The sequence below is a fragment of the Aliiroseovarius crassostreae genome (assembly GCF_025137635.1).
Classification (GTDB): domain Bacteria; phylum Pseudomonadota; class Alphaproteobacteria; order Rhodobacterales; family Rhodobacteraceae; genus Aliiroseovarius; species Aliiroseovarius crassostreae.
Map to the genome: position 1 here is coordinate 2,165,353 of NZ_CP080772.1, position 23,762 is coordinate 2,189,114.

At 61.7% G+C, this 23,762-nt stretch carries 22 protein-coding genes; 12 read left to right on the forward strand and 10 right to left on the reverse strand.

Annotation, left to right across the window (positions count from 1 at the left end; translation table 11 throughout):
* Positions 1–150: 150 nt before the first annotated feature.
* Together K3J57_RS10365 and K3J57_RS10370 are read left to right on the forward strand one after the other, a co-directional pair.
* Positions 151–630 (forward strand): EF-hand domain-containing protein, encoded by a 480-nt coding sequence (locus K3J57_RS10365; protein ID WP_259795731.1) that lies wholly within the window; start codon positions 151–153, stop codon positions 628–630.
* A gap of 106 nt (positions 631–736) precedes the next feature.
* A complete protein-coding gene (locus tag K3J57_RS10370) occupies positions 737–1,357 on the forward strand; it encodes a TIGR02466 family protein (RefSeq protein ID WP_259791550.1) in 621 nt (206 codons plus the stop codon).
* Positions 1,358–1,439: 82 nt separating this feature from the next.
* Here K3J57_RS10370 and K3J57_RS10375 read toward each other — a convergent pair whose 3' ends face one another.
* From K3J57_RS10375 to K3J57_RS10415, 9 genes are all read right to left on the reverse strand, one after another.
* Positions 1,440–2,078 (reverse strand): response regulator, encoded by a 639-nt coding sequence (locus K3J57_RS10375; RefSeq protein ID WP_259784347.1) that lies wholly within the window; start codon positions 2,076–2,078, stop codon positions 1,440–1,442.
* Positions 2,050–3,474, reverse strand: coding sequence for a sensor histidine kinase (locus K3J57_RS10380; protein ID WP_259795733.1), 1,425 nt, complete (start codon positions 3,472–3,474; stop codon positions 2,050–2,052). The genes K3J57_RS10375 and K3J57_RS10380 overlap by 29 nt, the downstream gene beginning before the upstream one ends.
* A gap of 297 nt (positions 3,475–3,771) precedes the next feature.
* Positions 3,772–4,515 carry an ABC transporter ATP-binding protein gene (locus K3J57_RS10385; protein ID WP_259795735.1) on the reverse strand — a complete coding sequence of 248 codons (744 nt, stop codon included), beginning with the start codon at positions 4,513–4,515 and terminating at the stop codon, positions 3,772–3,774.
* Entirely contained in the window at positions 4,509–5,276 is a 768-nt protein-coding gene (locus K3J57_RS10390) for an ATP-binding cassette domain-containing protein (RefSeq protein ID WP_259795737.1), read from the reverse strand. The genes K3J57_RS10385 and K3J57_RS10390 overlap by 7 nt, the downstream gene beginning before the upstream one ends.
* Positions 5,270–6,154, reverse strand: coding sequence for an ABC transporter permease (locus tag K3J57_RS10395; RefSeq protein WP_259784353.1), 885 nt, complete (start codon positions 6,152–6,154; stop codon positions 5,270–5,272). The genes K3J57_RS10390 and K3J57_RS10395 overlap by 7 nt, the downstream gene beginning before the upstream one ends.
* Complete coding sequence (locus K3J57_RS10400) at positions 6,147–7,085, reverse strand: ABC transporter permease (protein WP_259775690.1); 939 nt, start codon at positions 7,083–7,085, stop codon at positions 6,147–6,149. The genes K3J57_RS10395 and K3J57_RS10400 overlap by 8 nt, the downstream gene beginning before the upstream one ends.
* A 56-nt stretch (positions 7,086–7,141) precedes the next feature.
* The gene (locus K3J57_RS10405) at positions 7,142–8,686 is read right to left on the reverse strand and encodes an ABC transporter substrate-binding protein (protein WP_259795739.1); all 1,545 of its coding nucleotides are present in this window, start codon (positions 8,684–8,686) and stop codon (positions 7,142–7,144) included.
* A 46-nt stretch (positions 8,687–8,732) separates the two neighbouring features.
* The gene (locus K3J57_RS10410; protein ID WP_259795741.1) at positions 8,733–9,095 is read right to left on the reverse strand and encodes a hypothetical protein; all 363 of its coding nucleotides are present in this window, start codon (positions 9,093–9,095) and stop codon (positions 8,733–8,735) included.
* Positions 9,096–9,276: 181 nt separating this feature from the next.
* Entirely contained in the window at positions 9,277–10,227 is a 951-nt protein-coding gene (locus tag K3J57_RS10415) for an AraC-like ligand-binding domain-containing protein (RefSeq protein WP_259775693.1), read from the reverse strand.
* 267 nt (positions 10,228–10,494) lie between these two features.
* Here K3J57_RS10415 and capB point away from each other — a divergent pair, with 267 nt between their 5' ends.
* From capB to K3J57_RS10450, 7 genes are all read left to right on the forward strand, one after another.
* Positions 10,495–12,246, forward strand: coding sequence for a caprolactamase subunit beta (capB, locus tag K3J57_RS10420; protein ID WP_173485733.1), 1,752 nt, complete (start codon positions 10,495–10,497; stop codon positions 12,244–12,246).
* 25 nt (positions 12,247–12,271) lie between these two features.
* Entirely contained in the window at positions 12,272–14,398 is a 2,127-nt protein-coding gene (gene capA / locus K3J57_RS10425; RefSeq protein ID WP_259775694.1) for a caprolactamase subunit alpha, read from the forward strand.
* A 93-nt stretch (positions 14,399–14,491) separates the two neighbouring features.
* Complete coding sequence (locus tag K3J57_RS10430) at positions 14,492–15,151, forward strand: ABC transporter ATP-binding protein (protein ID WP_259778069.1); 660 nt, start codon at positions 14,492–14,494, stop codon at positions 15,149–15,151.
* A complete protein-coding gene (locus K3J57_RS10435; RefSeq protein WP_259795742.1) occupies positions 15,151–15,885 on the forward strand; it encodes an ABC transporter ATP-binding protein in 735 nt (244 codons plus the stop codon). The genes K3J57_RS10430 and K3J57_RS10435 overlap by 1 nt, the downstream gene beginning before the upstream one ends.
* On the forward strand, positions 15,882–16,796 hold the full coding sequence (locus K3J57_RS10440; protein ID WP_259773972.1) for a branched-chain amino acid ABC transporter permease: 915 nt from the start codon (positions 15,882–15,884) through the stop codon (positions 16,794–16,796). Before K3J57_RS10435 ends, K3J57_RS10440 begins: the two co-directional genes overlap by 4 nt.
* 3 nt (positions 16,797–16,799) lie before the next feature.
* On the forward strand, positions 16,800–17,858 hold the full coding sequence (locus tag K3J57_RS10445; RefSeq protein WP_259795743.1) for a branched-chain amino acid ABC transporter permease: 1,059 nt from the start codon (positions 16,800–16,802) through the stop codon (positions 17,856–17,858).
* Between the two features lie 13 nt (positions 17,859–17,871).
* Complete coding sequence (locus tag K3J57_RS10450; protein WP_259778071.1) at positions 17,872–19,041, forward strand: ABC transporter substrate-binding protein; 1,170 nt, start codon at positions 17,872–17,874, stop codon at positions 19,039–19,041.
* 187 nt (positions 19,042–19,228) lie between these two features.
* On the opposite strand, the gene K3J57_RS10455 is transcribed toward K3J57_RS10450, so the two are convergent.
* On the reverse strand, positions 19,229–21,484 hold the full coding sequence (locus K3J57_RS10455; protein ID WP_259795744.1) for an adenosylcobalamin-dependent ribonucleoside-diphosphate reductase: 2,256 nt from the start codon (positions 21,482–21,484) through the stop codon (positions 19,229–19,231).
* Between the two features lie 206 nt (positions 21,485–21,690).
* Between K3J57_RS10455 and K3J57_RS10460 the strand changes: the two genes are divergently transcribed.
* The 3 genes from K3J57_RS10460 (at position 21,691) to K3J57_RS10470 (ending at position 23,719) form a co-directional block, all read left to right on the forward strand.
* Positions 21,691–22,119, forward strand: coding sequence for a DUF1489 family protein (locus tag K3J57_RS10460; protein ID WP_259784431.1), 429 nt, complete (start codon positions 21,691–21,693; stop codon positions 22,117–22,119).
* 140 nt (positions 22,120–22,259) lie between these two features.
* Positions 22,260–23,135, forward strand: coding sequence for a branched-chain amino acid aminotransferase (locus K3J57_RS10465; protein ID WP_259795748.1), 876 nt, complete (start codon positions 22,260–22,262; stop codon positions 23,133–23,135).
* 128 nt (positions 23,136–23,263) lie between these two features.
* Positions 23,264–23,719 (forward strand): universal stress protein, encoded by a 456-nt coding sequence (locus K3J57_RS10470; protein ID WP_055190029.1) that lies wholly within the window; start codon positions 23,264–23,266, stop codon positions 23,717–23,719.
* Positions 23,720–23,762: the final 43 nt, after the last annotated feature.

Consider the following 23,762-nt stretch of genomic DNA (forward strand, 5'->3'; position numbering starts at 1 on the left):
GCCCACCATGGCCCGCCCTGGCAGGTCCGGGGTAATCTGGGCCCGACCTTGGTCTGAAAAAGCGCCGGACATAGGTGCGTTCCGTCCCCTGTCCCGCAATGTCAGGATGGGGGCAGACGCCAAACCGGCACTGGACCAAGGAGATCCGAGATGAAACTCAAACACCTGCTGCTGACAACCTCCCTTTGCGCCATGGTCGCCGCACCCGGATGGGCAAAATCGCGCAATTTCAGCGAGATCGACCAGAACAAGGACGGCGCCCTGTCTTTGGAAGAGCTGGAAGCCGCGTTCAGCGCCCGAGGGGCCCGTGCGATCATGAAGCGCAGCGATCTGAACGGGGACGGGCTGATCACCCCATCTGAAATTCAGGTCTCGCAGGATGACGAGCATGATGATGACGAAAATGACGATGAGGATGACGACGAAAACGACGACGAAAATGATGATGACGAAAACGATGATCATGAAGATGACGAACATGATGAACGCGACGATGACGAGCGTGACGATGATCGTGATGACGATGAACGGGATGATGACGAACGGGATCGGGACGATGAAAGCTCGGATCGCGATGATCGTGACGACCGCGATGATGGCGAAGGCGGCGGCGACGAAAGCGACGATTGATTGATCGTCGCGGCCAGCACAGTCTGACCCTTCCAAACCGGGTGCGCGCGATCAAAGCAAAGCTGCGCACCCGCCCTCCTGTTCTTACACCGCGGAAAATCCCCGAATGATCGAAGCGCAGAAATACGAAAAGCTGTTCTCCAGCCCCTTCTTTTCATTTCAGGTCGACGGGCATGAGGCCCTCAACACGGAGCTTCTGGCCTTCGGACAGGCACTGGAGCGACAAAACAAAGGGTCCGCCAAGTCGAACCGGGGGGGCTGGCATTCAAAAGGCAACCTGTTTGACGAAGAGGCCCCCTGTATCTCGCTGCTGTCTGTCTTGTGTGAAACGGCCGTCAAACAGGCGACCCGCCGCATTGGCGGCACGGATCCCGACCAGCTTGACCTGAAGCTGTTTGCCTGGATGAACCGCAACCCCACCGGCGCGTTCAACGCCCCGCACACCCATCCGGGCGCCCATTGGAGCGGCGTCTACTACGTGGCCCAGCCAAAGGTGGACGACCCGGATAGTGGCCGGATCGAATTTCTGGATCCCCGCAGCGACCTGCCGAACTGGCGCCTCCTGAACGCCAAGGCTTTCAAGGTGAAAAAAAGCCTGAAACCAAAACCGGGTGAGATGATCCTGTTCCCCTCCTATCTGATGCATTGGGTGTTTCCCAACAGCTCAGCCGAAGATCGGGTCAGCATCGCGTTCAACGCCACCTTCTCAGCCCGCGAGAAAAGCTGACCCACCCGCCACTGATCAGCCTGCCCTGACCACCCTGTCGCGGGGTTCTGCGCGGGGGGCAGAGGGACAGGCGGGTCCCCGGTCAGCTGCGCCAGGCCTCATGGGCAATGATCGCGGCTTCAACCCGGTTGCGGGCATGAAGTTTTTCCATGATGGCTGTCATGTAATGTTTGACCGTCTTTTCCTGAAGCCCAAGCGCCTCTGCCACCTCGCGGTTGCTCTGACCGCGGGCCACCAGCCGCAGGATTTCCTCTTCCCGCGCGCTCAGGTCGCGCAGCGGGGAGGGCTCCGGCCTGCCCTGCCCCTGTGACATCAGCGACAGCACCTTTTGCGCCAATGCGGGCGAGACATGGGTCTCTCCCGCTGCGACCTGTTTGAGGATCTGCCGCAGCTCGCGGGCGGACACCCCCTTGAGCACATAGCCATTTGCCCCCAGCTGAAGCGCCTCGGTGACATGTTCCCCCTCTTCCGACACGGTCAGCATGACAATCCTGCCAGACAGGTTATCGGCCGAAATGCGGGCAATGGCCTGCATCCCGCCCCCCGGCATGGACAGATCCACAAGGGCAAGATCCGGCTGGTGCTGTCGTGCCAGCTCAACCGCCTCATCCGCGGTCGAGGCAAGCGCCACCACCTGAAACTCGCCGGTTTCCTCAAGGCTGGTGACCAGCCCGTCGCGAAAAATCGGGTGGTCATCCGCGACCAGAATGCGCAGTGTCATCTGTCTTCCCTACCTCTTTTCCTTCAAGCGGCAAATGGAACCGGGCGCGGGTTCCCGCCCCGATCCGCGATTGAACCATGAGCGCGCCGCCAAGCGGCGCCAGCCGGTCTTCAAGCCCGATCAACCCCTGCCCGCCATCTTCGCGCAGCCGGGTTGCCTGCTCCACGTCAAACCCGATCCCATCATCGGCCACCTCGACCTCGATCCCGGCCGAACCTTGCGACAGGCGCACGGTGATATTCTGCGCCTTGGCGTGTTTTTCCGCATTGGCCAGCAGTTCCTGAATGACGCGGTAGAGGCAAAGCTTGGTGGCTTCCTCCGGGCGCAGCTCCTCTTTCACCTCATCCACCAACCGGACTTCGGCTGCAAAGGCGTTGTTGTGATCCTGCACGGCCCGCGCGGCAATCTCGCTCAGGGTCAGCTTTTCGATATCCGGCAGCGCAAGCCCGCGCGAAATCGCGCGCAACTCCGCCATGGCATTTGACAGCGAGCGGCGCACCGTTTCGCCATCCGCCGTGTCCGCCAGCCCGGCCCCCTCCAGCCTGAGCGCCAGCAGCGACAGGTGCTGCGCCACCCCGTCATGCAGATCAAGACCAATCCGCTGCATGATGCGATCGGCCTGAGAGGACGACCGCCGCGCCGCCAGCGCCATGCGCTCTCTGAGCTCGGTATTGAGCCGAAGCAGCTCGCTTGTCGCATCGAGCTGCGCGGCAAGATCGGCGCGCTGCCGTTCGATCAGGCGACTGGCCGACAGCACGATGCCGTAAAGCGCAAGCCCGCTGGCGCAGAAAATCGCGGCCACCACATACCATGTGTCGCGCCGGGCTTTCTGCAGATCCTCCACGAGCCTCTCCGCCCGCTCATAGAACTCGACCACCAGCACCACCTCGCCACTGGCCGGGTCACGAATTGGCACATAGACCTCAAGCAGCGGCAGGCCGACAATGGCCTGTTCGGTCTCTGCATGCACCTCCAGCGGGCTGAAACTTGCGGCCACGTCCCCGTTCAGGGCGACCAAAAGCTCTTCGGACGGTGCAAAGCCCCTCCCCTCCAGGGCTTTGTTATTGCTTTCCAAAATCGTGGCGCTGCGGTCCCAGATCTTATAGGTCACCACCCGCTCGCTCAGATTGCCCGCTGTGAAAACCGTGTGAAGCGCCCCATGGGGATCGGCTGCGTCCTCCTGGTGAAAGATACGCTCCAACGCCCGCGAGGACACCAGGCTTTCAATGTAAAGCGCGGCAGTTGAGCCGTAATTCTGCACCACCCCGTTTTCAATCTTGCGCACCACCCATGTCCCCAGCACATAGGCGGCCAAAGACATCACGATACAGGCGGCAAACAGGAACCGCACCGAGATGGACGCGCGGGACAGGATGTTTCGGGCCGGGGTCAACATGATGCGGCGATCTTATGGGATTTCGGGCAATACACTATCGACTTTGGTCCTATCAATTGACGGAAAAAGGGCGGGAATCGCTTGCTTTTTGGCCCCGTGTTGGCCCCGTGGCCGGGATCAGTATAGCAGGGCTGGCCCAAGGTGGCATCTGGCCGAAAGACGCCCTTCCGTGACCACGCCATGGCGACAGAATCCATCCTCATGCCAGAAAGGCGCGCGGGTTTCGGGGCAGGTCTTGCCGAGGCAAATCCCCAGTCTGTTTCCCCCTGCAGATCTCAGCCCGCCACGTCCCTCAGATCAGATTGCCGGGGCGTCGCGGACCAGCGTGTCGGCATAGGCCCGTGACAGGGGGTGGCGCGCGCAGGTGGCAAATCCGGCCATCGGGATATCCTCGACAATGCGCGCCTCATCCAGCACCAGAACCCGGTTTGCCAACTGGCGCAACGGGGCCAGATCATGGCTGACAATCAGCATCGACAGGGCATTTTGCCCCTGCAGCTGGCGCAACAGGCGGATCGTGTTCACCTGTGTCACCAGATCCAGAGAGGACAGCGGTTCATCAAGGATCAGGATCTCGGGTCTGGCGGCGATTGCCCGTGCCAGCGCCACGCGCTGACATTGCCCGCCCGACAGCGCATGTGGGCGGCGCTGCTGCATCTCGCCCTGCACCCCCAGCTCTTCAAGCAGGGCGGCGGCGCGCGATCGGCGCTGCCGCCTATCCCCGATGCCAAACCCGTCCAGCGTTTCAAGCACCGCACCTTGGGCAGTCAGAAACGGGCTCAGGGACTGGGTCGGGTCCTGCCACAGATATTGTATCTTCTGTCGCGCCGCACCTGAGCCGGGTGCCACCTTGTGGCCGCCCAGCGAAATCGAGCCCGCATCCGGCTGTTCCAACCCGACCATGCACCGGGCAAGGGTGGATTTCCCCGCACCGGACCGGCCAATCAGGCCAACCACTTCACGCGGGGCCAGATCCAGATGAATGTCCCGCAACACCTCCTGCCCGTGAAAGCGTTTCGACAGGCCGCGCACCCTCAGCATTGGCCCTGCAGCGCCGCCGCCGCCCCCGCCAGATCCCGTGCCGCCGCAACGCCGGACACCGCGAGTTGGTCAATCCGTGCGTCTTCCACCAAACGCCCCTGCTGCATGACCAATGTGCGCTCGGCAACCGCTTGCACCGCGCGCAGGTCGTGACTGATGAACAACAAGGTGGCCCCGGTTTCATCCGCCATGGTGTTGAGCGCGCCAAGGACCTCGCGCTCGGTCAGCACATCAAGCCCCGTTGTCGGTTCATCCGCAATCAGGATGCGCGGGCGCAGGATCAGCGCCATGGCGATCAGCACGCGCTGCTTCATACCGCCGGACAGCTGATAGGGAAAACAATCGGTGACCCGCTGCGGCAGGGCAACAGCGTCCAGCGCCCTGTTGACACTGGCCTGCTCATTATCACCGGCCAGCCGGGCGGCTTCTGCCAGCTGGGACCGGATCCGGCGCCCCGGTGTGAGGGCCGTGCCGGGGCTTTGAAAAATCTGAAAGATCCGGCGCCCACGCATGCGGCGCCAAGCGCTGGCGGAGAGGCCCAGAACATCCTGCCCGTCTATCCGCACCTGCCCTGCTGCGACCGAAAGCGGGGGGCGCAACAGGCCGCACAGCACGGCTGCGGTCAGGGATTTGCCGCAGCCACTGGCACCGACCAGCCCCATGCGCTGACCGCGATTCAGGGAAAAACCGACATTGTCGAGCAGGACCTGCCCGGCCCGGTTCACGACGCTCAGTTCCTTGACGGACAGGATCTCTACCATTGATATGGCTCCCTTTTATCCAGCAGGTCCCGCAGCCCTTCCCCCACCAGATTGAAGGCCAGCACGGCCCCGGTGACCGCAAGCCCCGGCACCAGCAACATATGCGGGGCCTGGGAAAAGAACGGACGTGCCTCATTCAGCATCGCGCCCCATTCCGGCGTGGGGGGCTGCGCCCCAACCCCGAGAAAGCTGAGCGCAGAAAGCGCAAGCAGGACCGAGGCGGTTTCAAGCGAGACGATCACCGCCAGCGGCGGCAGGATCTGTGGCAGGATGTGGCGCAGCACCACACGCAGGCGCGACGCCCCGGCAAGCCCGGCCGCGCGGACAAAATCCCGCTGGCTGGCGGTCAGGACCAAGGCGCGCACAAGTCGGGCATTGGATGGCCACCAGGCAACGGCAACCCCGATGATGGACGCCTCAAGCGACGCCCCCATGAACCCGATCACCGCCAGTGCAAGCACCAGCATGGGGAACGCCATGATGATATCGGCAAAGCGCATCAGCACCATATCGACCCGCCCCCCAGCGAGCGCCGCGACGACACCCCATGGCAGCGACACCAGAAGAATGACGCTCATTGCGGCCATCGCCGCCCCCAGCGACACCGGCACCGCCGCAATCAGGCGCGACAGCATGTCCCGGCCCAGATGATCTGCCCCCAGCAGATGGTCGGCGGATGGTGGCGAAAGGCGGGACATGAGGTCAATCTTCTCGGGCGCAGGCAGGTCAAACAGCAAAGGAGACAGGCCAAGGACGCCATATCCCACCAACAGGATCAAACCCAAAACCAGACCGGGATTGCCCACGCGCAACGCCCGTCGCAGCCCCAGCCGCCCCCCCAGTCGCAGGGCAGGAAACCGCATTGGATGCTCAGTCATGATAGACCCTCCGGCGCAGTTGCGGATCCGCGAGGATCACCACAAGATCAGCCACGAGACTGGTGGCAAAAAAGATCAGCCCCATGAACACAAGATAGGCCTGGATCACCGGGAAATCCCGCTGCGCAATGGCCTGCAGGATCAACTGCCCCAGACCGGGCCAGCCAAAAACACTTTCAACAAGGACCGCGCCCCCCAACAGTCCGCCAAACGTGTTGGCCCAGGCGGTGGCAAGCGGGCCGATAATGCGCGGTGCAATATGTCCAAGCAGGATCCGCACCGGGCCAAGCCCCTTGGCAATGGCGAGGCGCACATGGTCTTCGCTCTGCTCGGCCCGGACCCTTTCGAACACAACCCGGCCCAGCGCTGCCCCAGCGCCCAGGCTCAAGGTCAGAGCGGGCAGCACCAGATCAGGCAGCGACCCATCTCCCACAAGGCGGGTCCAGCCCAATTTCAGCACAAAGGCATGGATCAGCAGCAGTGCCAGCCAGAAAGAGGGCACCGAGACGAGAAGGATGGTCACCGCGCGAAGCCCGGCCCCGCTCATCCGGCCTGCCATCACCGCCGCCACGCCAAACCCCAGCGACAGGATCACCGCCCCCACAAGGGCGCTGCAGGCCAGGGCAAGGGTCGCGGGCAGGTGAATTGCGATCTCGGACAGCGCAGGGCGGCCGGTTGCAACCGAGGTGCCAAATTCAAACCGCACGGCCCGCGCAAGCCAGTCGACATAACGTGTCAGCAAGGGTTTATCGAGCCCGAACTGGGCGCGCAGGGCGGCAATATCATCGGCATTGGGCACAATCCCCATGGCACGCAGCTCCATCATCACCGGATCACCGGGGGCAAGTGCGACAATGGCAAAAGCGACAAAGCTCATGCCCAGAAGGGTCGGCACGCCGGCCGCCAGTCGGAAAAGGATGAAACGCAACATGGTCGATGTCCTGAATTGCGCGCGCCCCCGCCGGGGCGCGCAGCGTTTGCGCAAGCTCAGTCCGTGAACCTCACACGGCCAAAGTCGATCCAGTCGGCATATTCCGACATCGGCACCTTGAGCCCCGGGCGCGACAGGGTGAAGTTCGGCACCATCAGGATCGGGATCGCCGCGAGGTCCTCCTGCACGATGGCGCGGTGGGCCTGGCGCACGAGGTCGATCACCTCATCGCGGGATTGTGCGCGCCGGGCTTTCAGCAGCATGTCATCCACATGCGGTCCGGGGGCGGTGAACTTGTAACCACCCCAGGCGGTGACCGAGGTGAAGAGATTGTAGAGCAGGTAGGTCGGGTCGGTATTGTTGTTCGACGCAAACTCCATGTAGAGATCGGCCTCTCCGGTATCGAGATAGGTCGAGCCGTAGACACCGCTGTCATCCACCTCGATCAGGTCGATATCCACCCCCACTGCGGCAAACATCTGTTCCAGCATCTCGGGCATCGGTTTGACGGTCGACACATTCGGATAGGCCGCAACCAGGCGCAGGGACAGCCGGCGTCCCTGTTTCTCGCGCACCCCGTCAGCCCCCATTTTCCAGCCCGCGGCATCAAGCATCTCTCCTGCCTTGACCGGGTCATAGCCAAAGCCGTCAGTGTGGTCCTCGCCCAGATTGAACATCCAGCCCGGCAGGATGCCCTTGGCGGGCACCCCCCGCCCGGCAAACAGAACCGAGGCCAGCGTTTCGCGGTCAATCGCCCAGGCCAGCGCCTCGCGCACCTTATAGTCCTGAATGATGTCAAACGGGGCGGCGCCATTGAGGTTGGCCAGAAGCGCGATGTAGCGGATCGGGCGGCTTTCATGCAGCACCACCGACCCGTCCTGCGGCATCGAGAGCATCATCTGCGGGGTGACTTCGCCGATCACGTCGATCTCGCCATTCTGCAACGCCAGCAGGCGCGCATTGTCGTCACCGATAAAGCGAAAGGTCAGCTTGTCGACATTGGGGGCCTCTCCCCAATAATCGGGATTGCGCCGCACGGTGATCTGCTGCTTGGGGGCATAGCTTTCAAACAGGTAGGGACCTGTGCCCACCGGGTTCTCGGCACGGTTGGCGGACGGGCCAAACAGCGACGTGGCGCGGTGGGTCATATTCTCGATCACAAGGGCCGAGCCCTTTTCGGAGGCAAAGCTGATCTGATGGGATCCCAGTTTGCGGAAACTGTCCTGATCAATCTGCAGAAAGTCGGATTTACCCTGATCATAGAGCCGCAGCGCGGCAATCGCCGTGTCCGCATTGAACGCAGTCCCGTCCGAGAAGCTTACCCCCTCACGCAGGGTCACGGTATAGGTGCCATCCGCATAGTCCCAGCTTTCAAACAGCAGCGGGCTGGGCAGGAAGTTTTCATCCGGCTTGACGGCGGTTTCGACAATCTGCGCGGCCGGACGGCGGGTGGTAAAGGTGAACTTTTCTTCAGAAACCGAATAACGGTCCCGTTTTACGGCAACGGTCAGAGAGGTTTCAGCCTGTGCCATGGCAGAACTCAGCGGCAGGGCAACACAGGCAGCCGCGGCAAGATGCGCGGCCAAACGAAATTTGGACATGGGATATTCCTCGTGAATTCAGTGAAATCAGGTTTGGATTGTGAGATCAGCTGACGAGGGGGGGTGCACGGGCCGCATTGGGACGCCACAGGCGAAGCGCGGTGGGCAGCAGGGTCTGCGCCACATGCTCAGCCGGTGCGTTGGTATAGTCAAACGGAACGACAGCGGGGGCCTGGTCGATCAGGCTGGCAATCTGGGCCGCAAAAAAGTCGCAGCTCAGATCACGTTCCTCGCGCTCCTCGCCCCCGAGCGCCACATGCACTGTTTGAGGTTCACCGGCGGAACACAGGACATAGGAAATCGTGTCGCCTTCGGTCACCAGCATGGTGCCGGGCGGGCGGATGAACACGCTGGCAAGAATGGTCAGGGCCAGCAACAGCCGCATGACATTTCCCAGCTTCAGGCGCATCTGAATTCCCCCGCCAAACGGCACTCCATGATGGACAGTAGCAACGTCGGCCTGTCCTCCCTACTGCCAATATGTCGCAATTGCAATGAAATGGATGCGGGCTGGTCCGCCCCCTATCCCCTGCCTGACCCGCCCTGAGGAGCAACGGGTTCCCAGCCGGGCCAGCTTGTCTTGAACAGGCTCAGCTCAGCTCTGATTTGAACTCGGTCGGGGTCATGCCGAACTTGGTTTTGAACAGGCGCGAAAACTGGGCCTGATCAGAAAAGCCGAAGCGATAGGCCACCTCGGCGATGGACAGGCCCGGCGAGACGGCCAGCCGGTCCTTGGCGGCGACAAGGCGCTGGTCGCGGATCTGCTGGCTGACGGTGCCATTCACATCCTTGAACAGATCATGCAGATAGCGTTTCGAGATGCCACAGCTCTCTGCGATCAGGTCCGGCGACAGGTTGGGGTTTTTCAGATTGTTCCGGATGAATTTCTCGACCCGGGTAATATGGGCGGTGCGCACGGCGGACAATGTGCTGGAGCGGGCATCCGGTGTGTCATCCAGCGCCAGCCCCAGCAGCTCCAGCAACTGGCGGCCTATGGTCTCTGCGGCAGAGGGGCCCAGATCTGCGGCCTGCGCCTGGGCCTGATTGACCATGGCAGAGAACAGGCTGGCCGTGCCAGAGGTGGCATCAAGGACACGGGCACAGAACCGATCCGGCTGGCGCACCCGTTCGGCCAGCGCCTTGCGGCCGACTTTCAGCACAAACAGGTCATTGGGGTTTTCATACATGAACCGGTAAGGTTCATCGCCACGTTCGATTATGAACCCCCCCGGATCGCAGCGCACGTCGCGGCCCATCTGCCGGAACTCGACCGACGTGGCCCGCGGCAGGGTGATCAGGTATTCTTCTTCCCGCGCCTCGCGGATATGGGCGCGCCTGCGTTCGAATTTCACCGGGTCAGATGTCAGCCGGGACAGGCCGACATGCCCCAGCGACTGACGGCTGAGCTGCCCGTTGAAATGGATCGGATCGCGGAATTGCAATTCCAGCGGAAAATAGGCTTCAGCGATCACAGCGGTCCAGCGGCTGGAACGGTGCTGTGGCGCGGTTGAGGCCGTCGAGAAAGTGAACCCGGCGCTCATATGATGTCCTCCCTTTGGCAACGTTAGCCGGATCGGTCAATAAAACAAAGGGAATCTGGGCTTGTGCGCTGTCGCGCAAATATTTCTGCACAGATTAACAAATTCTTCTGCACCCCGCGTCAAACCCTTCTGCACGGATCGTCAAGACGCCCCCCTGCCCCTCCGCGCAAGCTGATTTGCGAGATCGACGTGCAGGAGGAGCGCGCCTGATCGGGAGGAACAAGCCCCGTTGGGCGGCCCTTTTGCACCCAAGCAAAGGACCGGATTATGACAGACAGACAAGTAGACCCCATCACATTGTCAGTGGTGCGTGGCGTGTTGGAAACAACTCAGCGCGAAATGACGCTGGCGCTGGAAAAGACCGCGCGCAGCTCGGTGTTCAACCTGGCCCATGACTACTCCACCGCGCTGTTCAACCACACGCCCGAGATGATTTTGCAGGGTCAGGACATCCCGATCCACCTGGGGTCGCTGATCCCCGCCATGAAGGCGGTCGACGGGTTCTTTGAGGGTGACATTCACGAAGGTGACCTGATCTTGCACAATGATCCCGATTACGCGGGCAGCCATATCATCGACACCTGCATGTATTACCCGGTGTTCTATCAGGGTGAGCTGGTGTTCTGGACCGTCTGCAAGGGCCACCTGACCGATATCGGCGGCCCGGTTCCCGCAGGCTACAACCCCGAAGCCAAGGAAATCTTTGCCGAAGGCCTGCGCATCCCCCCGATCAAGATCTGGGACAAGGGCGTGCCGCGCCACGACATCATGAACATGCTGCTGACCAATATGCGCGCGCGCCGCGATCAGGAGGGGGATTTCAACGCCCTGATCGGCGCCTGCCAGGTCGGCGCCCGCAACCTGATCGCCCTGATGGACAAATACGGCAAGGACACGGTGCAGGCCTGTATCGAAGAGCTGCTGACCATGGCCAACAAGCATATGAACAGCCTGATTGCGCAGGTCCCGGACGGCACCTATTCCGGCACGGCCGTGCTTGAGGATGCCGGTCACGGGTTTGGTGATTTCGACATCACCGCCACGGTCACCATCACGGGTGACAGCTGTCATATCGAAATCGCCAGCCCGCCGCAGATCCCCTATTTCATCAACTCTTACGAAGGAAACAGCTATTCCGGCGTCTATCTGGGCCTGATGATGTTTGCCCAACTGCCGCCGCCTTATAACGAGGGGCTTTATCGCAATGTAACGGTGGATATGGGCCCCAAAGGCACGCTGTGTAACGCCAAGCCCCCCGCACCGCATATGAACTGCACCACCACCCCGATGGAGACCCTGACCGACGCGGTGCGTCTGGCCTTTGAACAGGCCGCCCCTGACAAGGTGTCGGCCAGCTGGGGCCACGCAAATGGCTGCAACATCGCCGGCTGGGACAGCCGCCATGACGAGGAATACGTGACCATGGTTCTGGCCTCGATCATCTCAGGCGCGGGCGCCACCGCGTCGCAGGATGGCTGGCATGCCTGCGGGCCGGAATGCTGTTTCGGCGCGCTCACATCCGGTGATATCGAGATGCTGGAACATTCCTATCCGATCATCATCCACGAATACGGGCTGATGGAAGACAGCGGCGGCGCGGGCAAGTTCCGTGGAGGCTCCGGCACCCGCTGGGCGGTGGAGCCGCTCGACACCGACATGACCCTGATCACCTTTGGCGAAGGCCGCCGCATCCCGGCCATGGGCGCTGCTGGGGCGAAATCCGAAATGGTTCACAAGAAAGTGGGCCGCCTGGAAGTGACCCGCAATGGCGAGACCCAGATCATCACCGACAATGTGATCGAAACCATCAAACCCGGCGAGATTGCCGCCAACCTCAACCCCGGCGGCGGGGGCTTTGGCAACCCGTTCGAACGCGACCCGCTGAAAGTGGTTGAAGACGTGCGCAACGGGTTGGTCTCAATCGAAGGTGCCCGGCTGGATTACGGCGTGATCATTTCGGACGCCGACACTCTCACCATTGACGAAGCTGCCACGGCTGCTGCCCGTTCGGCCGCCTGATTCCCCTGATTTGAAAGGAAATACCATGCGTACCCAATATCGTCTGGGCATTGATGCCGGCGGCACCTTCACCGATTTCATCCTTGCCGACAAGGAAGGCAGCACACAGATTTTCAAGGTGCTGTCCACGCCCACCGAACCCACCAAGGCCATCAAGAACGGCCTTGCCCTGATCACCGAGGAAACCGGGCTGACGGCACAAGAGATCGTCTCGAATTCAGACCTGTGCATCAACGGCACCACGGTGGGCCTGAATGCGCTGATCACCCATACCGGCGCCAAGACCGGGCTGATTGCCACCCGCGGGCACGAGGATTCGATTGAAATTCGTCTGGGCCACAAGGAAGACGGCTATCGCTATGATCCCGACTATCCGCCCGCCACCATGCTGGTGCCGCGCCACCTGCGCAAAGGGGTCAGCGAACGGGTGATCTCAAACGGGGCGGTCAAGACGCCGATCCATGAAGAGGACGTGCGCGAGGCCTGCCGTTACTTCATCGCCGAAGGGGTGGAATCGGTTGCGATCAGCTTTGTCTGGTCGGTGCTGCACCCCGAACACGAATTGCGTGCCGCCGAGATCGTGCGGGAAATGATGCCGGATGTGCGCCTCACCATCGGCTCGCAGCTTTACCCGCAGGTGCGCGAATATACCCGCACGTCGACGGCAATCGTGAACGCCTATCTGGCGCCGATCCTGCAGCGCTATGTCGAAGCGATTGATGCCTATTTCCGCGAATTGGGCAGCCAGCATCCGGTGCGGTATTTCCAGTCGAACGGCGGCCTGGCCCTGGGCAAGGTGGTCAGCGACCAGTCGGTCTACGCGATCAACTCCGGCCCTGCCTCCGCACCGCAGGCGGCGCTGGATGTGGCGGAGCCCTGGGGGGACAAGAACATCATCACCTGTGACATGGGCGGCACCTCGTTCGACATTACGTTGACCAAGGATGGGCAGGCCAATGTGAACAAGAACATCGACTTCCTCCGCTACCGGATCGGGATCCCGATGATCCAGGTGGAAACACTGGGTGCGGGTGGAGGGTCGATCGGGTGGATCGACAGTATGGGCCTGATGCAGATGGGGCCGCAATCGGCAGGGTCCGAACCCGGTCCGGCCTGTTACGGGCAGGGCGGTGAAAACCCCACCACCACCGATGCCAACCTGACGCTGGGCTATCTCAATGCGGACGGTCTGGTCGGCGGGCGGCTGCCGTTGGATGTTGAAAAGGCACGTGGCGCGATCCAGTCCAAACTGGCTGATCCGCTGGGCATCTCGGTCGAGAAAGCTGCCTATGGCATGTTCACCATCGTCAACAACAACATGGTCAATGCGATCCGCCGGGTGTCGGTCGAACGGGGCTATGACCCGCGTGATTTCGTGCTGATGGGGGCCGGAGGGGCGACGGGCGCTCATATCACCGCTCTGGCACGCGAAATGGGTATTTCGAAGGTTTTGATCTCAAAACTCGCCTCGGGGCTTTGCGCCTATGGGCAGATCATTTCCGACGTGAAATACAACTACATGGCCCCTGCCCCGATCCGGCTGGAAGGCGCGGAGGCGGCGGAGAAGCTCGACACTTTGTTCAAGTCGCTTGAGGAACGTGGACAGGCAGATCTGGCAGGGGACGGGTTCTCGCAAGAGCGCATCTCGATCCGCCGGTCGCTGGATATGCGTTACGTCGGACAGGTGCATGAATGCACGGTCGAGATCGACCCGTTTGATGTTACCGAAGCCACGCTTGAGGATATCAAGGCCGCCTTCCACGCCCGTCACAAGGAACTTTACACCTATGACGAGCCAATGAGCGCGGTTGAGGTGGTGAATGTCGAAAGCACCATCGCCGGCCATGTGGACAAACCGAAACGCATGACCATTGCCGCAGGCAAAGGCGCGCATGAAACCCTCAAGGGCACCCGCCCAATGGTGTTCAACGCCGATGGCATCGCCCAGGACACCCCGGTTTATGACGGGGCCGCGATGGGGGCCGGGGATACGCTGCACGGACCTGCGGTGATCGAAGAGGTCACCACAACCATCGTCGTTGAACCGGGCTGGACCGTCAGCCTGCATGAGACCGGCGTCTACGTGATGACCGCAGATGCGCAAGCCGAAGATCAGCAGGTCAACCGCCTCAAAGAGCTGGCAGAGGTCTGATCGATGGGGCGCAGACGGGATAAGGCTCCCTCCCTGACGGCGTCGGGGGTGACGGTGGCATTCAGCGGCTTCAAGGCGCTGACGGATGTCTCCATGACCATCACCCCCGGTGCCGTCCATGGGCTGATCGGGCCAAACGGGGCAGGCAAGACCACGCTGGTCAACACACTGACCGGGTTTCAGGCCCCAAGTTCGGGTCAGGTCGGCCTTGCCGGGCGGAATGTGGGGACGCTCTCCCCACACGAGCTGCGCCGCGCAGGCGTGGCCCGGACCTTTCAGGCCGGTCGCCTGTTCACCGGGCTGGATGTGCTCGACAATCTGGCGGTAACCGGCGTTGGCCTGGGGCATTCCCGAAGCCGTTCGGAAGCCGAGGCGCTGAAACTGCTCGACTGGATGGGGGCCCCCCATCTGGCCGAGCAGCCCGCCGCAGGTTTGCCCTATACGGATGAACGCCGGGTCGGGATTGCCCGCGCGCTGATGTTTTCACCACAATTCCTGCTGCTGGATGAACCCGCCGCGGGCATGTCAGAGGCGGAGGCGGCGGAACTGGCTGACCTCATTCGCCGGGTGGCCGGGGAACTGGGCACCGGGGTCTTGCTGATCGAGCATAATGTCGGGCTGGTCCTGTCCGTGTCCCACCACGTCTATGTGCTGGATGCCGGCCAGATCATCGAAGAAGGCGACGTGGATGTGATCCTCGCCAGCCAGGCGGTGCGCGACGCCTATCTGGGCGCAGATCAGGAGGCCGCGTGATGTCCAAGCTTGGCGTTTTCGACCTATCGGTGCGCTACGGCAAAGTGCCGGCGCTGACCGATGTAACCCTGCATCTTGAGGAGGGCGAACGCGTCTTCATCTCGGGGCCAAACGGGGCAGGCAAATCCTCGCTCCTCGGTGCGATCAGCGGCGCGGTGGCCACCAGCCATGGCCGGATCGAAATGGATGGAGACCTGCTCACCGGTCGCCCGCCCGAAGCAATTGCCCGGCTGGGCCTGTCGATGGTGCCGGAAGGGCGCGAGATTTTCGCCAGTCTGACCGTGGATGAAAACCTGCGGGTTGGCACCGGCCTGCGCCGGGACCGCAACGCGATTGAGGGCGATATCGAAGAGATCTACGGCGCTTTCCCGATCCTCGGTGACCGTCGCAATGCCAGTGCCGGGGCCCTGTCGGGCGGGCAGCAGCAGATGCTGGCCATCGGCCGGGCGCTGATGACAAATCCCAAACTGATGATGGTCGATGAACCCTCGCTGGGGCTGGCACCGAAGATCGTGGACCAGGTCTATGACACGCTGGTCCAGTTGCAGGAAGATCGCGGCCTGACGCTCCTCATCGTTGAACAGAGTTCGACCCGCGCCGCGCGCGTGGGCGGGCGCATGATCCTTCTGCGCGGCGGGGCGATTGTTGGCGATGGCAATGCTGTTGATTTCGCCGAGACCGATCTGCTCAGCGAAGCCTATTTCGGAAAATCCAAACGGGAGGCCGCCCAATGAGCTCCGCCGTCCAACTCTTTTTCGACGCCGCCTCCCTTGGCGGCATCTACGCCATGGCCGCCCTTGGCATCGCGCTGATCTTCGGGGTGATGAACCTGGTGAATTTTGCCCATGGTGAATATATCGCCTTTTGCGTCTTTGCCCTGATCGTGCCCTCAACCGAGGCGGTGGCCGTCATGTTCCTTGGCAAAGCGCCGGCCCTTCTGCTGATCCCCACCCTGCTGGCCATCGGCGCCACGGTGGCCGTGGCCAGCGAATACGCGGTGTTTCGGCACATGCGCAAGGCCACCCCGGTGGCGATGATGATTTCCTCGTTCGCGCTGGGGTTCATCGTGCAAAACGCCCTGCTGGCCATTTATGGTGGGCGCCCCAAGGCAATCAGCCTCTGGCCGGAGCTGAACACCCCCATCGCCCTGGCCGGGGCGGAGCTGCCGCTTTTGCAGCTGATCGTGATCCTGACCACGCTGGTGGTGGTCTGCGCGCTGGCCCTGCTTTTGAAAAAGACCCGGCTGGGGCTGGAAATGCGGGCGGCTGCGGAAAATTTCACCATGGCACGCCTGCTCGGGGTGCGGGCCAATGTGGTGATCACCGGGGCATTCGCCCTGTCCGGCGCCCTGGCCGCAGCCGTCGCGCTGATCATGGCGACCCAGACCGGCGTGGCGGATGTGCGCATGGGCGGACAGATCATGCTGGTGGCCTTCATCGCCACTGTGATCGGCGGGCTGGGATCCCTGCCCGGAGCGGTTGCCGCCGGGTTCCTGATCGGCGCCGTTTCGGTGCTTTTACAGGGGTTTTTGCCCTTTGAAGTCCGCCCGTTCCGCGACGCCTTTCTCTACACGCTGGTGATCATCTGCCTGCTGGCCCGTCCGCAGGGCTTGTTCGTTCCCAGCTCAGCCAAACCGAGGATCTGACCGATGCAAGGACAACACGCACAAAACAAGGCATTGGCCTATTCCACACCGGTCATCCTGATCGGCCTTCTCACCCTTTTTGCCGTGCTGGTCATGCTGACCGGAGACAAGGCGCTGGGACGCATGGCCAGCGAGACCCTGATCCGCGTCGTGCTTGTGGTCGGGCTTTGGATCTTTGTCGGCAATTCCGGCATCGTCAGTTTCGGCCATGCAGGCTACATGGCCATCGGAGCCTATTGCTCGGCCTGGCTGACCCTGAAGCCGCAGATGAAATCCCTGTTCCTGCCCGATCTGCCCCCCTGGCTTGCGCAGGCCGAGTGGCCGGTGCTGCCCGCCGCCATCGCTTCGGGTGTGCTGGCGGCCCTGGTTGCGCTCATTTCAGGGGCGGCCATTCTCCGGCTCTCAGGGATTGCCGCCTCGATCGCCACCTTCGCCTTCCTGGCCATTATCAATACGGTCTATTCCAACTGGGAAGGGGTGACCGGCGCAACCTCGTCGGTGGTCGGGCTTGCACGCTATGTCGATCAATGGGTGGCGCTCGGCTGGGCCGCTGCCACCATCCTTGCGGCAAATCTCTATGCAAATTCCGCCAGCGGGCTTGCCTTGCGCGCCACGCGCGAGGACGAGGCTGCCGCCGCCGCGTCGGGCATCAACATGTATCGCCACCGGCTGCTCTCGCTTGTGATCAGCGGGTTTTTCACCGGCGTGTCCGGGGCCCTTCTGGGCCATTCGATCGGGGTTCTCAACCCGGACAGCTTCTATCTGGGGATCACCTTCATCTCGCTCGCCATGCTGGTGGTCGGTGGGATCGGCAGCCTGTCCGGCGCGGTGGTCGGTGTGCTCAGCCTGTCATTGATCATCGAGATGCTGGTGCGGCTGGAACAGGGGGTGAGCCTCGGGGCGGCCCGGTTCACGCTGCCCGGCGGCGCACAGGAGATCCTGATCGGCATCGTGATGATCCTCGTGCTGATCCTGCGCCCGACCGGCCTGATGGCCAACAGGGACCTCAGGTTCCCCCTCCTCGGGGCAACAGTTCAACAAAACCAAAATGCGACCAACTAGGAGATCAGATCACATGAAACATGCAACACTTGCATCCGCACTCATGCTCGCGCTTGCGCCCCCCGCCCTGGCCGAGGACATCACGGTGGGGTTTGCCATCGCCAAATCCGGCTGGATGGAGGCCTATGACAGCCCCGCCGCCACCGCCGCCAAGATCCGCATCGACGAGATCAACGCCGCAGGCGGGCTTCTGGGCCAGCAGATCAAATGGGTTGAGGTCGACACCAAGACCGACCGCGCCCAATCCGCCAAGGCCGGGCTACAGGTTCTGGATGACGGGGCGGACATGATGGTGGTCAGCTGCGATTATGATTTCGGAGCGCCCGCAGCACTGGCGGCCGAAGCCGCCGGCATCAACTCGTTTTTCCTCTGCGCCGAAGATGTGAAAGCAGGCATTCAGGGGGTGGGGCCGAACAGCTTCTCTGGCTCTGTTCTGGCGGCTGTGCAGGGCGCAACAATGGCAGAATGGTCCCAGGCCACACGCGACGCCAAGACCGGCTATGTGCTGCTGGACACCACCATCGAATACAACAAGGGGATCTGCACCGGGTTTGACTGGATGTTCCCGAAAGCGGGTGGCGAGGTTGTCGGGCGCGATACGTTCAAGAACAATGATGCGTCAATTGCCAGCCAGATCAGCCGGATCAAGGCGCTGCCCGAAGAACCGGATGTGATCATGCTGTGTTCCTACATCCCCGGTGCGGCCGCCGCGGTGCGTCAGCTCCGTGCCGCCGGGATCAACTCATTGATCCTGAACGGGTCCGCCGTAGATGGGTCTTACTGGCTGGACGCGGTGCCGGACCTGTCGGGGTTCGTGCTGCCGGTGCAGGGGTCGATCTATGGCGATGACCCGCGTGCGGCGGTGGAAAGCTTCAACCAGGCATATGAGGCCGCCACCGGCGCCCGCCCTGCCAGCCAATATGCCTATCCGGGCTATATCCTGATTGACCTCTGGGCCAAAGCCGTGGAACGGGCCGGACGCGTGGAGGGGGCCGCCGTCACGGCAGAGCTTGAAAAGATGCAGGGAGAAGCAACTGCCTTCGGGCCGCGCAGCTTCAGCGACATGCTGCATCACCAAAACAGCGCGGAAATGCAGATCATCGAAATTTCCGCAGCCAAGCCTGGCGTGGTGGGCAACTGGACCATCAGCGAACCGGTGCCGCTGGATGTTTTGCTGAAATAAGCGCCTGCGCTTTCCCCCTCTGTCGAAAAAGCGGCCGGAGACATCTCCGGCCGCTTTCCCATGTCCGCTCCCACATGCCCAAAATAGAAAAAGCCACCACCCCAAAAGGAGCGGTGGCAAACTTTTTATGGTCAAACTGCAACCTGATGCGAGCTTTCACATCAAAAACAGCGCCCCACCCGTCAGGTCAGCCGCATTTCGAATGGCCGCAGCTGCCGCAGGTCATGCAGCCTTCAACCATGCGCATGTCATATTGGCCACAGCTTGGGCAGGCGGGGCCACGCGGGGCTTCGCCGATGGCCATGACCTCGGCCTGCGGATCCGATTTCGGGGCCATGCCTTCCGCTTCGAGGAAGCCGGTATTGACCATGTGGCGTTCGATAACGCCGCCGATCGCGGCCAGGATCGACGGGATGTATTTTCCTTCCATCCAGGCACCGCCACGCGGGTCGAACACGGCTTTCAGCTCTTCGACCACAAAGCTCACCTCACCGCCACGACGGAACACCGCCGAAATCATCCGGGTCAGCGCCACGGTCCAGGCGAAATGTTCCATGTTCTTCGAGTTGATGAACACTTCAAACGGGCGGCGATGGCCGTTGATCAGAAGGTCATTGATGGTGATGTAAAGCGCGTGTTCGCTGTCCGGCCATTTCACCTTGTAGGTATGCCCTTCGAGCGATTGCGGACGGCCCAGCGGCTCGGACAGGTAGACCACATCGGCACCGGTTTCGATCTCGGGCGTCTTTTCGCTTTCCTCGCTCACCGACAGAACCGACCCGGTCACATCGTTCGGGCGATAGGTGGTGCAGCCTTTGCAACCCAGTTCCCACGCCTGCATGTAAACCGACTGGAACGCGTCAAAGCTGATATCTTCCGGGCAGTTGATGGTTTTCGAAATCGAGCTGTCGATCCATTTCTGCGCGGCGGCCTGCATTTTCACGTGATCCGCTGGCGCAAGCGTCTGGGCGTTCACGAAATAATCCGGCAGCGGCTTATCCCCGAATTTATCACGCCACATCTGCACCGCGTAATCGACCACTTCTTCCTCGGTGCGGGTGCCGTCAGGTTGCAGCACTTTGCGGGTGTAAGCATAGGCAAAGACCGGCTCGATGCCCGAGCTGACATTGCCGGCGTAAAGCGAAATGGTACCGGTGGGGGCAATCGAGGTCAGCAGCGCGTTGCGGATGCCGTGTTCGCGGATCGCCTCGCGCACATCGTCATCCATCTGCAGCATGTTGCCGGAATTCAGGTAGGCCTCGGCGTCAAACAGCGGGAACGGGCCTTTCTCTTTCGCCAGATCCACGGATGCCAGGTAAGACGCGCGGGCGATGAGTTTCATCCAGGCTTCGGTCTGGGCCGCGGCCTCGTCCGAACCATAACGCAGGCCGAGCATCAAAAGCGCATCGGCCAGGCCGGTCACGCCAAGACCCACACGGCGCTTGGCCTGGGCTTCCTGACGCTGTGCTTCAAGCGGGAAGCGCGACACGTCAACCACATTGTCCATCATGCGGATCGCGGTGCGCACCAGTTTATCGAGCGCCTTCGGGTCCAGCTTGGCGTTTTTCTCAAACGGGTTTTTCACAAGGCGGGCAAGGTTGACCGACCCGAGCAGACAGGCGCCATAAGGCGGCAGGGGCTGTTCGCCACAGGGGTTGGTCGCGGCAATCTGCTCGCAGTAATTCAGGTTGTTCATCTGGTTGATGCGGTCGATGAAAATCACGCCCGGTTCGGCGTAATCATAGGTGGCGCGCATGATCTTGTTCCACAGATCGCGGGCCTCAACCGTGTGATAGATCTTGTCGCCAAACTTCAGATCCCAGCTGCCATCTTCCTTGACCGCTTTCATGAAATCATCGGTCACCAGCACCGACATGTTGAACATACGCAGACGGGCCGCATCCGATTTGGCGGTGATGAAATCTTCGATATCCGGGTGATCGCAACGCATGGTCGCCATCATCGCCCCCCGGCGTGAGCCTGCCGACATGATGGTGCGGCACATCGCATCCCACACATCCATGAACGAGAGCGGCCCGGAGGCATCCGCCGCCACGCCTTTCACATCGGCGCCACGCGGACGGATGGTCGAGAAATCATAGCCGATCCCCCCACCCTGCTGCATGGTCAGCGCGGCCTCTTTCAACATGTCGAAAATGCCCGACATGCTGTCCGGGATGGTGCCCATCACGAAACAGTTGAAAAGCGTGACCGACCGGCCAGTGCCGGCGCCTGCGGTGATGCGCCCGGCAGGCAGGTATTTGAAATCTTCCAGAGCTTCGAAAAACTCACCCTCACGCTCCGGCTCATTTTCCGCAAGCGAACGGGCAATGCGCCGCCAGGTATCTTCGACCGTCTTGTCTTCAGCCTCCCCACCCGACTTTTTCAGTCGGTATTTCATGTCCCAGATCTGTTCGGCAATAGGGGCGTCAAAACGAGTCATTGAAGCTTTCTCTCGGCTATCTTGTTGAAATCTTTCGGGGCGCACGCACGCAGCATCCGCTTGCCCCATCCTGTCAGGGATGACATTTATACCAGAGAGGGGCAGGCTGTCACCAGCTATGTTCAAAAAATATCAACATTTAGTGTGGCGCGGCAGAAGGGCCACATAGATATAGTGATCTATCAGATCTTAGTCCGGTGGAATAAATGGGCCATGTAAACCTGCTAAAGCTCTGCGTCGGCGCAGAAAAAGTCGAAGACCTCGAGGCCTGGCAGGCGATGCGCCGGGGGGAAAGCGGTCGTCCCAATCCGATGCATGTGACCCGGATGTGGCCCAAACGCGAATCTGAACTGATCAACGGCGGGTCACTCTACTGGGTCTTTAAGGGGCAGGTGCTGGCCCGGCAAGAGGTGATCCGACTGGAAGAGGTGATCGGACAGGATGGGATCCGCCGCTGTGGGATCGTCCTGTCAAACGACGTCATCCGAACCGAAGCCCAGCCACGACGGGCCTTTCAGGGCTGGCGCTATCTGAAACCCGAAGACGCCCCACGCGACCTGCCCGAAGCGCGTGCTGGCGATGATGAATTGCCTGCCGAACTTGCATCAGCACTGGCAGATATCGGCATTCGCTGACGTTTTGCGCACGCCCTGCGGCAATTTCCGAACTGGACAGAAAACGTGTCGCTGCTAGACCGTTTCGAAATAAACATGTGTTTCAAGTTCATTCCGAAACGCTTTAGAATCACGCAACCAACAGACTGCTAGGACCTCCCATGACACTCGGCACCCATATCCGCACCTATTTCAACGGAAGCTGGCACGAGGGAGATCTGCCGGTGATGAAAGCCGCGGACCATGGCAGCTGGCTGGGCAGCACCGTGTTTGACGGCGCCCGATTTGCCCATGGGCTCGCCCCGGATCTGCGCGCCCATTGCGACCGGGTGAACCGCTCGGCCAAGGCCCTGATGATCACCCCAACCGTGCCAACGGAGGAGATGGTTGCCATCGTGCGCGACGGCCTGTCCGCCTTCACCCCGGAACAGGCGGTCTATATCCGTCCGATGTATTGGGGTCTGGATTGCGGACCGCTGGGGATCATGCCGAAAGAAAACTCGACCGGGTTTGCGATCAGCCTCGAACAGGTGCCGCTGGCCCCCGAGGACGCCACGACCACCCTCACCACCACCCGGTTCCGCCGCCCGGTGCTGGAAAGCGCGGTGGTGAATGCCAAGGCCGGCTGCCTTTATCCCAATAACGCGCGCATGATTGCCGAAGCACAGGCAAAAGGCTACGGCAATGCGCTTGTGGCCGATGCGCTGGGCAACGTGGCCGAAACCGCCTCTTCGAACGTGTTCATGGTGCGCGATGGTGCGGTATTCACCCCGGTCCCCAATGGCACTTTCCTGGCGGGCATCACCCGCGCCCGACACATCAGGAACCTGCGCGCCGATGGGGTCACGGTGCATGAATGCACACTGGCCTTCGACGATTTCCGCACCGCCGATGAGGTGTTTTTGACCGGGAACATGCACAAGATCACCCCCGTGACCGAATTCGACGGCACCCATTATCAGCTTGGCTCAATCACCCAACGCGCCCGCAAGCTTTACTGGGACTGGGCACATTCTGAGGATGGTCGCGCCAGTTAAGCGTCAAGGGGGCCGCACCGCTCTCACACCCAGACCCGGCAAAAGCAATGGACAGAGCCGCGCCCCTCGGGCAGACTGGCCCCGGTTGAAGGCCCGCCCACCGAGGGTGCGCCGCAAAAGGGACAAAAATGCGCAAGTTTCTCGTGATCCTCGACGACAGCCGTGAATGCCTGAACGCCATGCGCTTTGCCGCCATGCGCGCCGCAAAAACCGGTGGCGGGGTCGAAGTGCTCTCGATCATCCCGCCGGATGAATTCAACCATTGGATCGGTGTGGGCAACATCATGCGCGAGGAAAGCCGCGAACGGATCACCGTGCATTTCGAGGTCTTCGCCAAATGGATGCGCGACCGGCAGGGCGTTGATCCCGAACTGGTGATCCGCGAAGGCGAAATTGTGCCCGAGATCATGGCGCAGATTCGCGAAGACCCTGAAATCGGCGTCCTTGTGCTGGGCGCCGGGTCAGGCAAATCCGGCCCCGGACCGATCATCACCCAGATGATGCGCGCCTCGGCAGAGCTGCCGGTGCCCATGACCATCGTTCCAGGCGAAATGTCCAAAGACCGGTTGGAAGAAATCACCTGACCACCCCTCCCGCGCCCTTACGCCCTAACGGGCGACAGGCTTG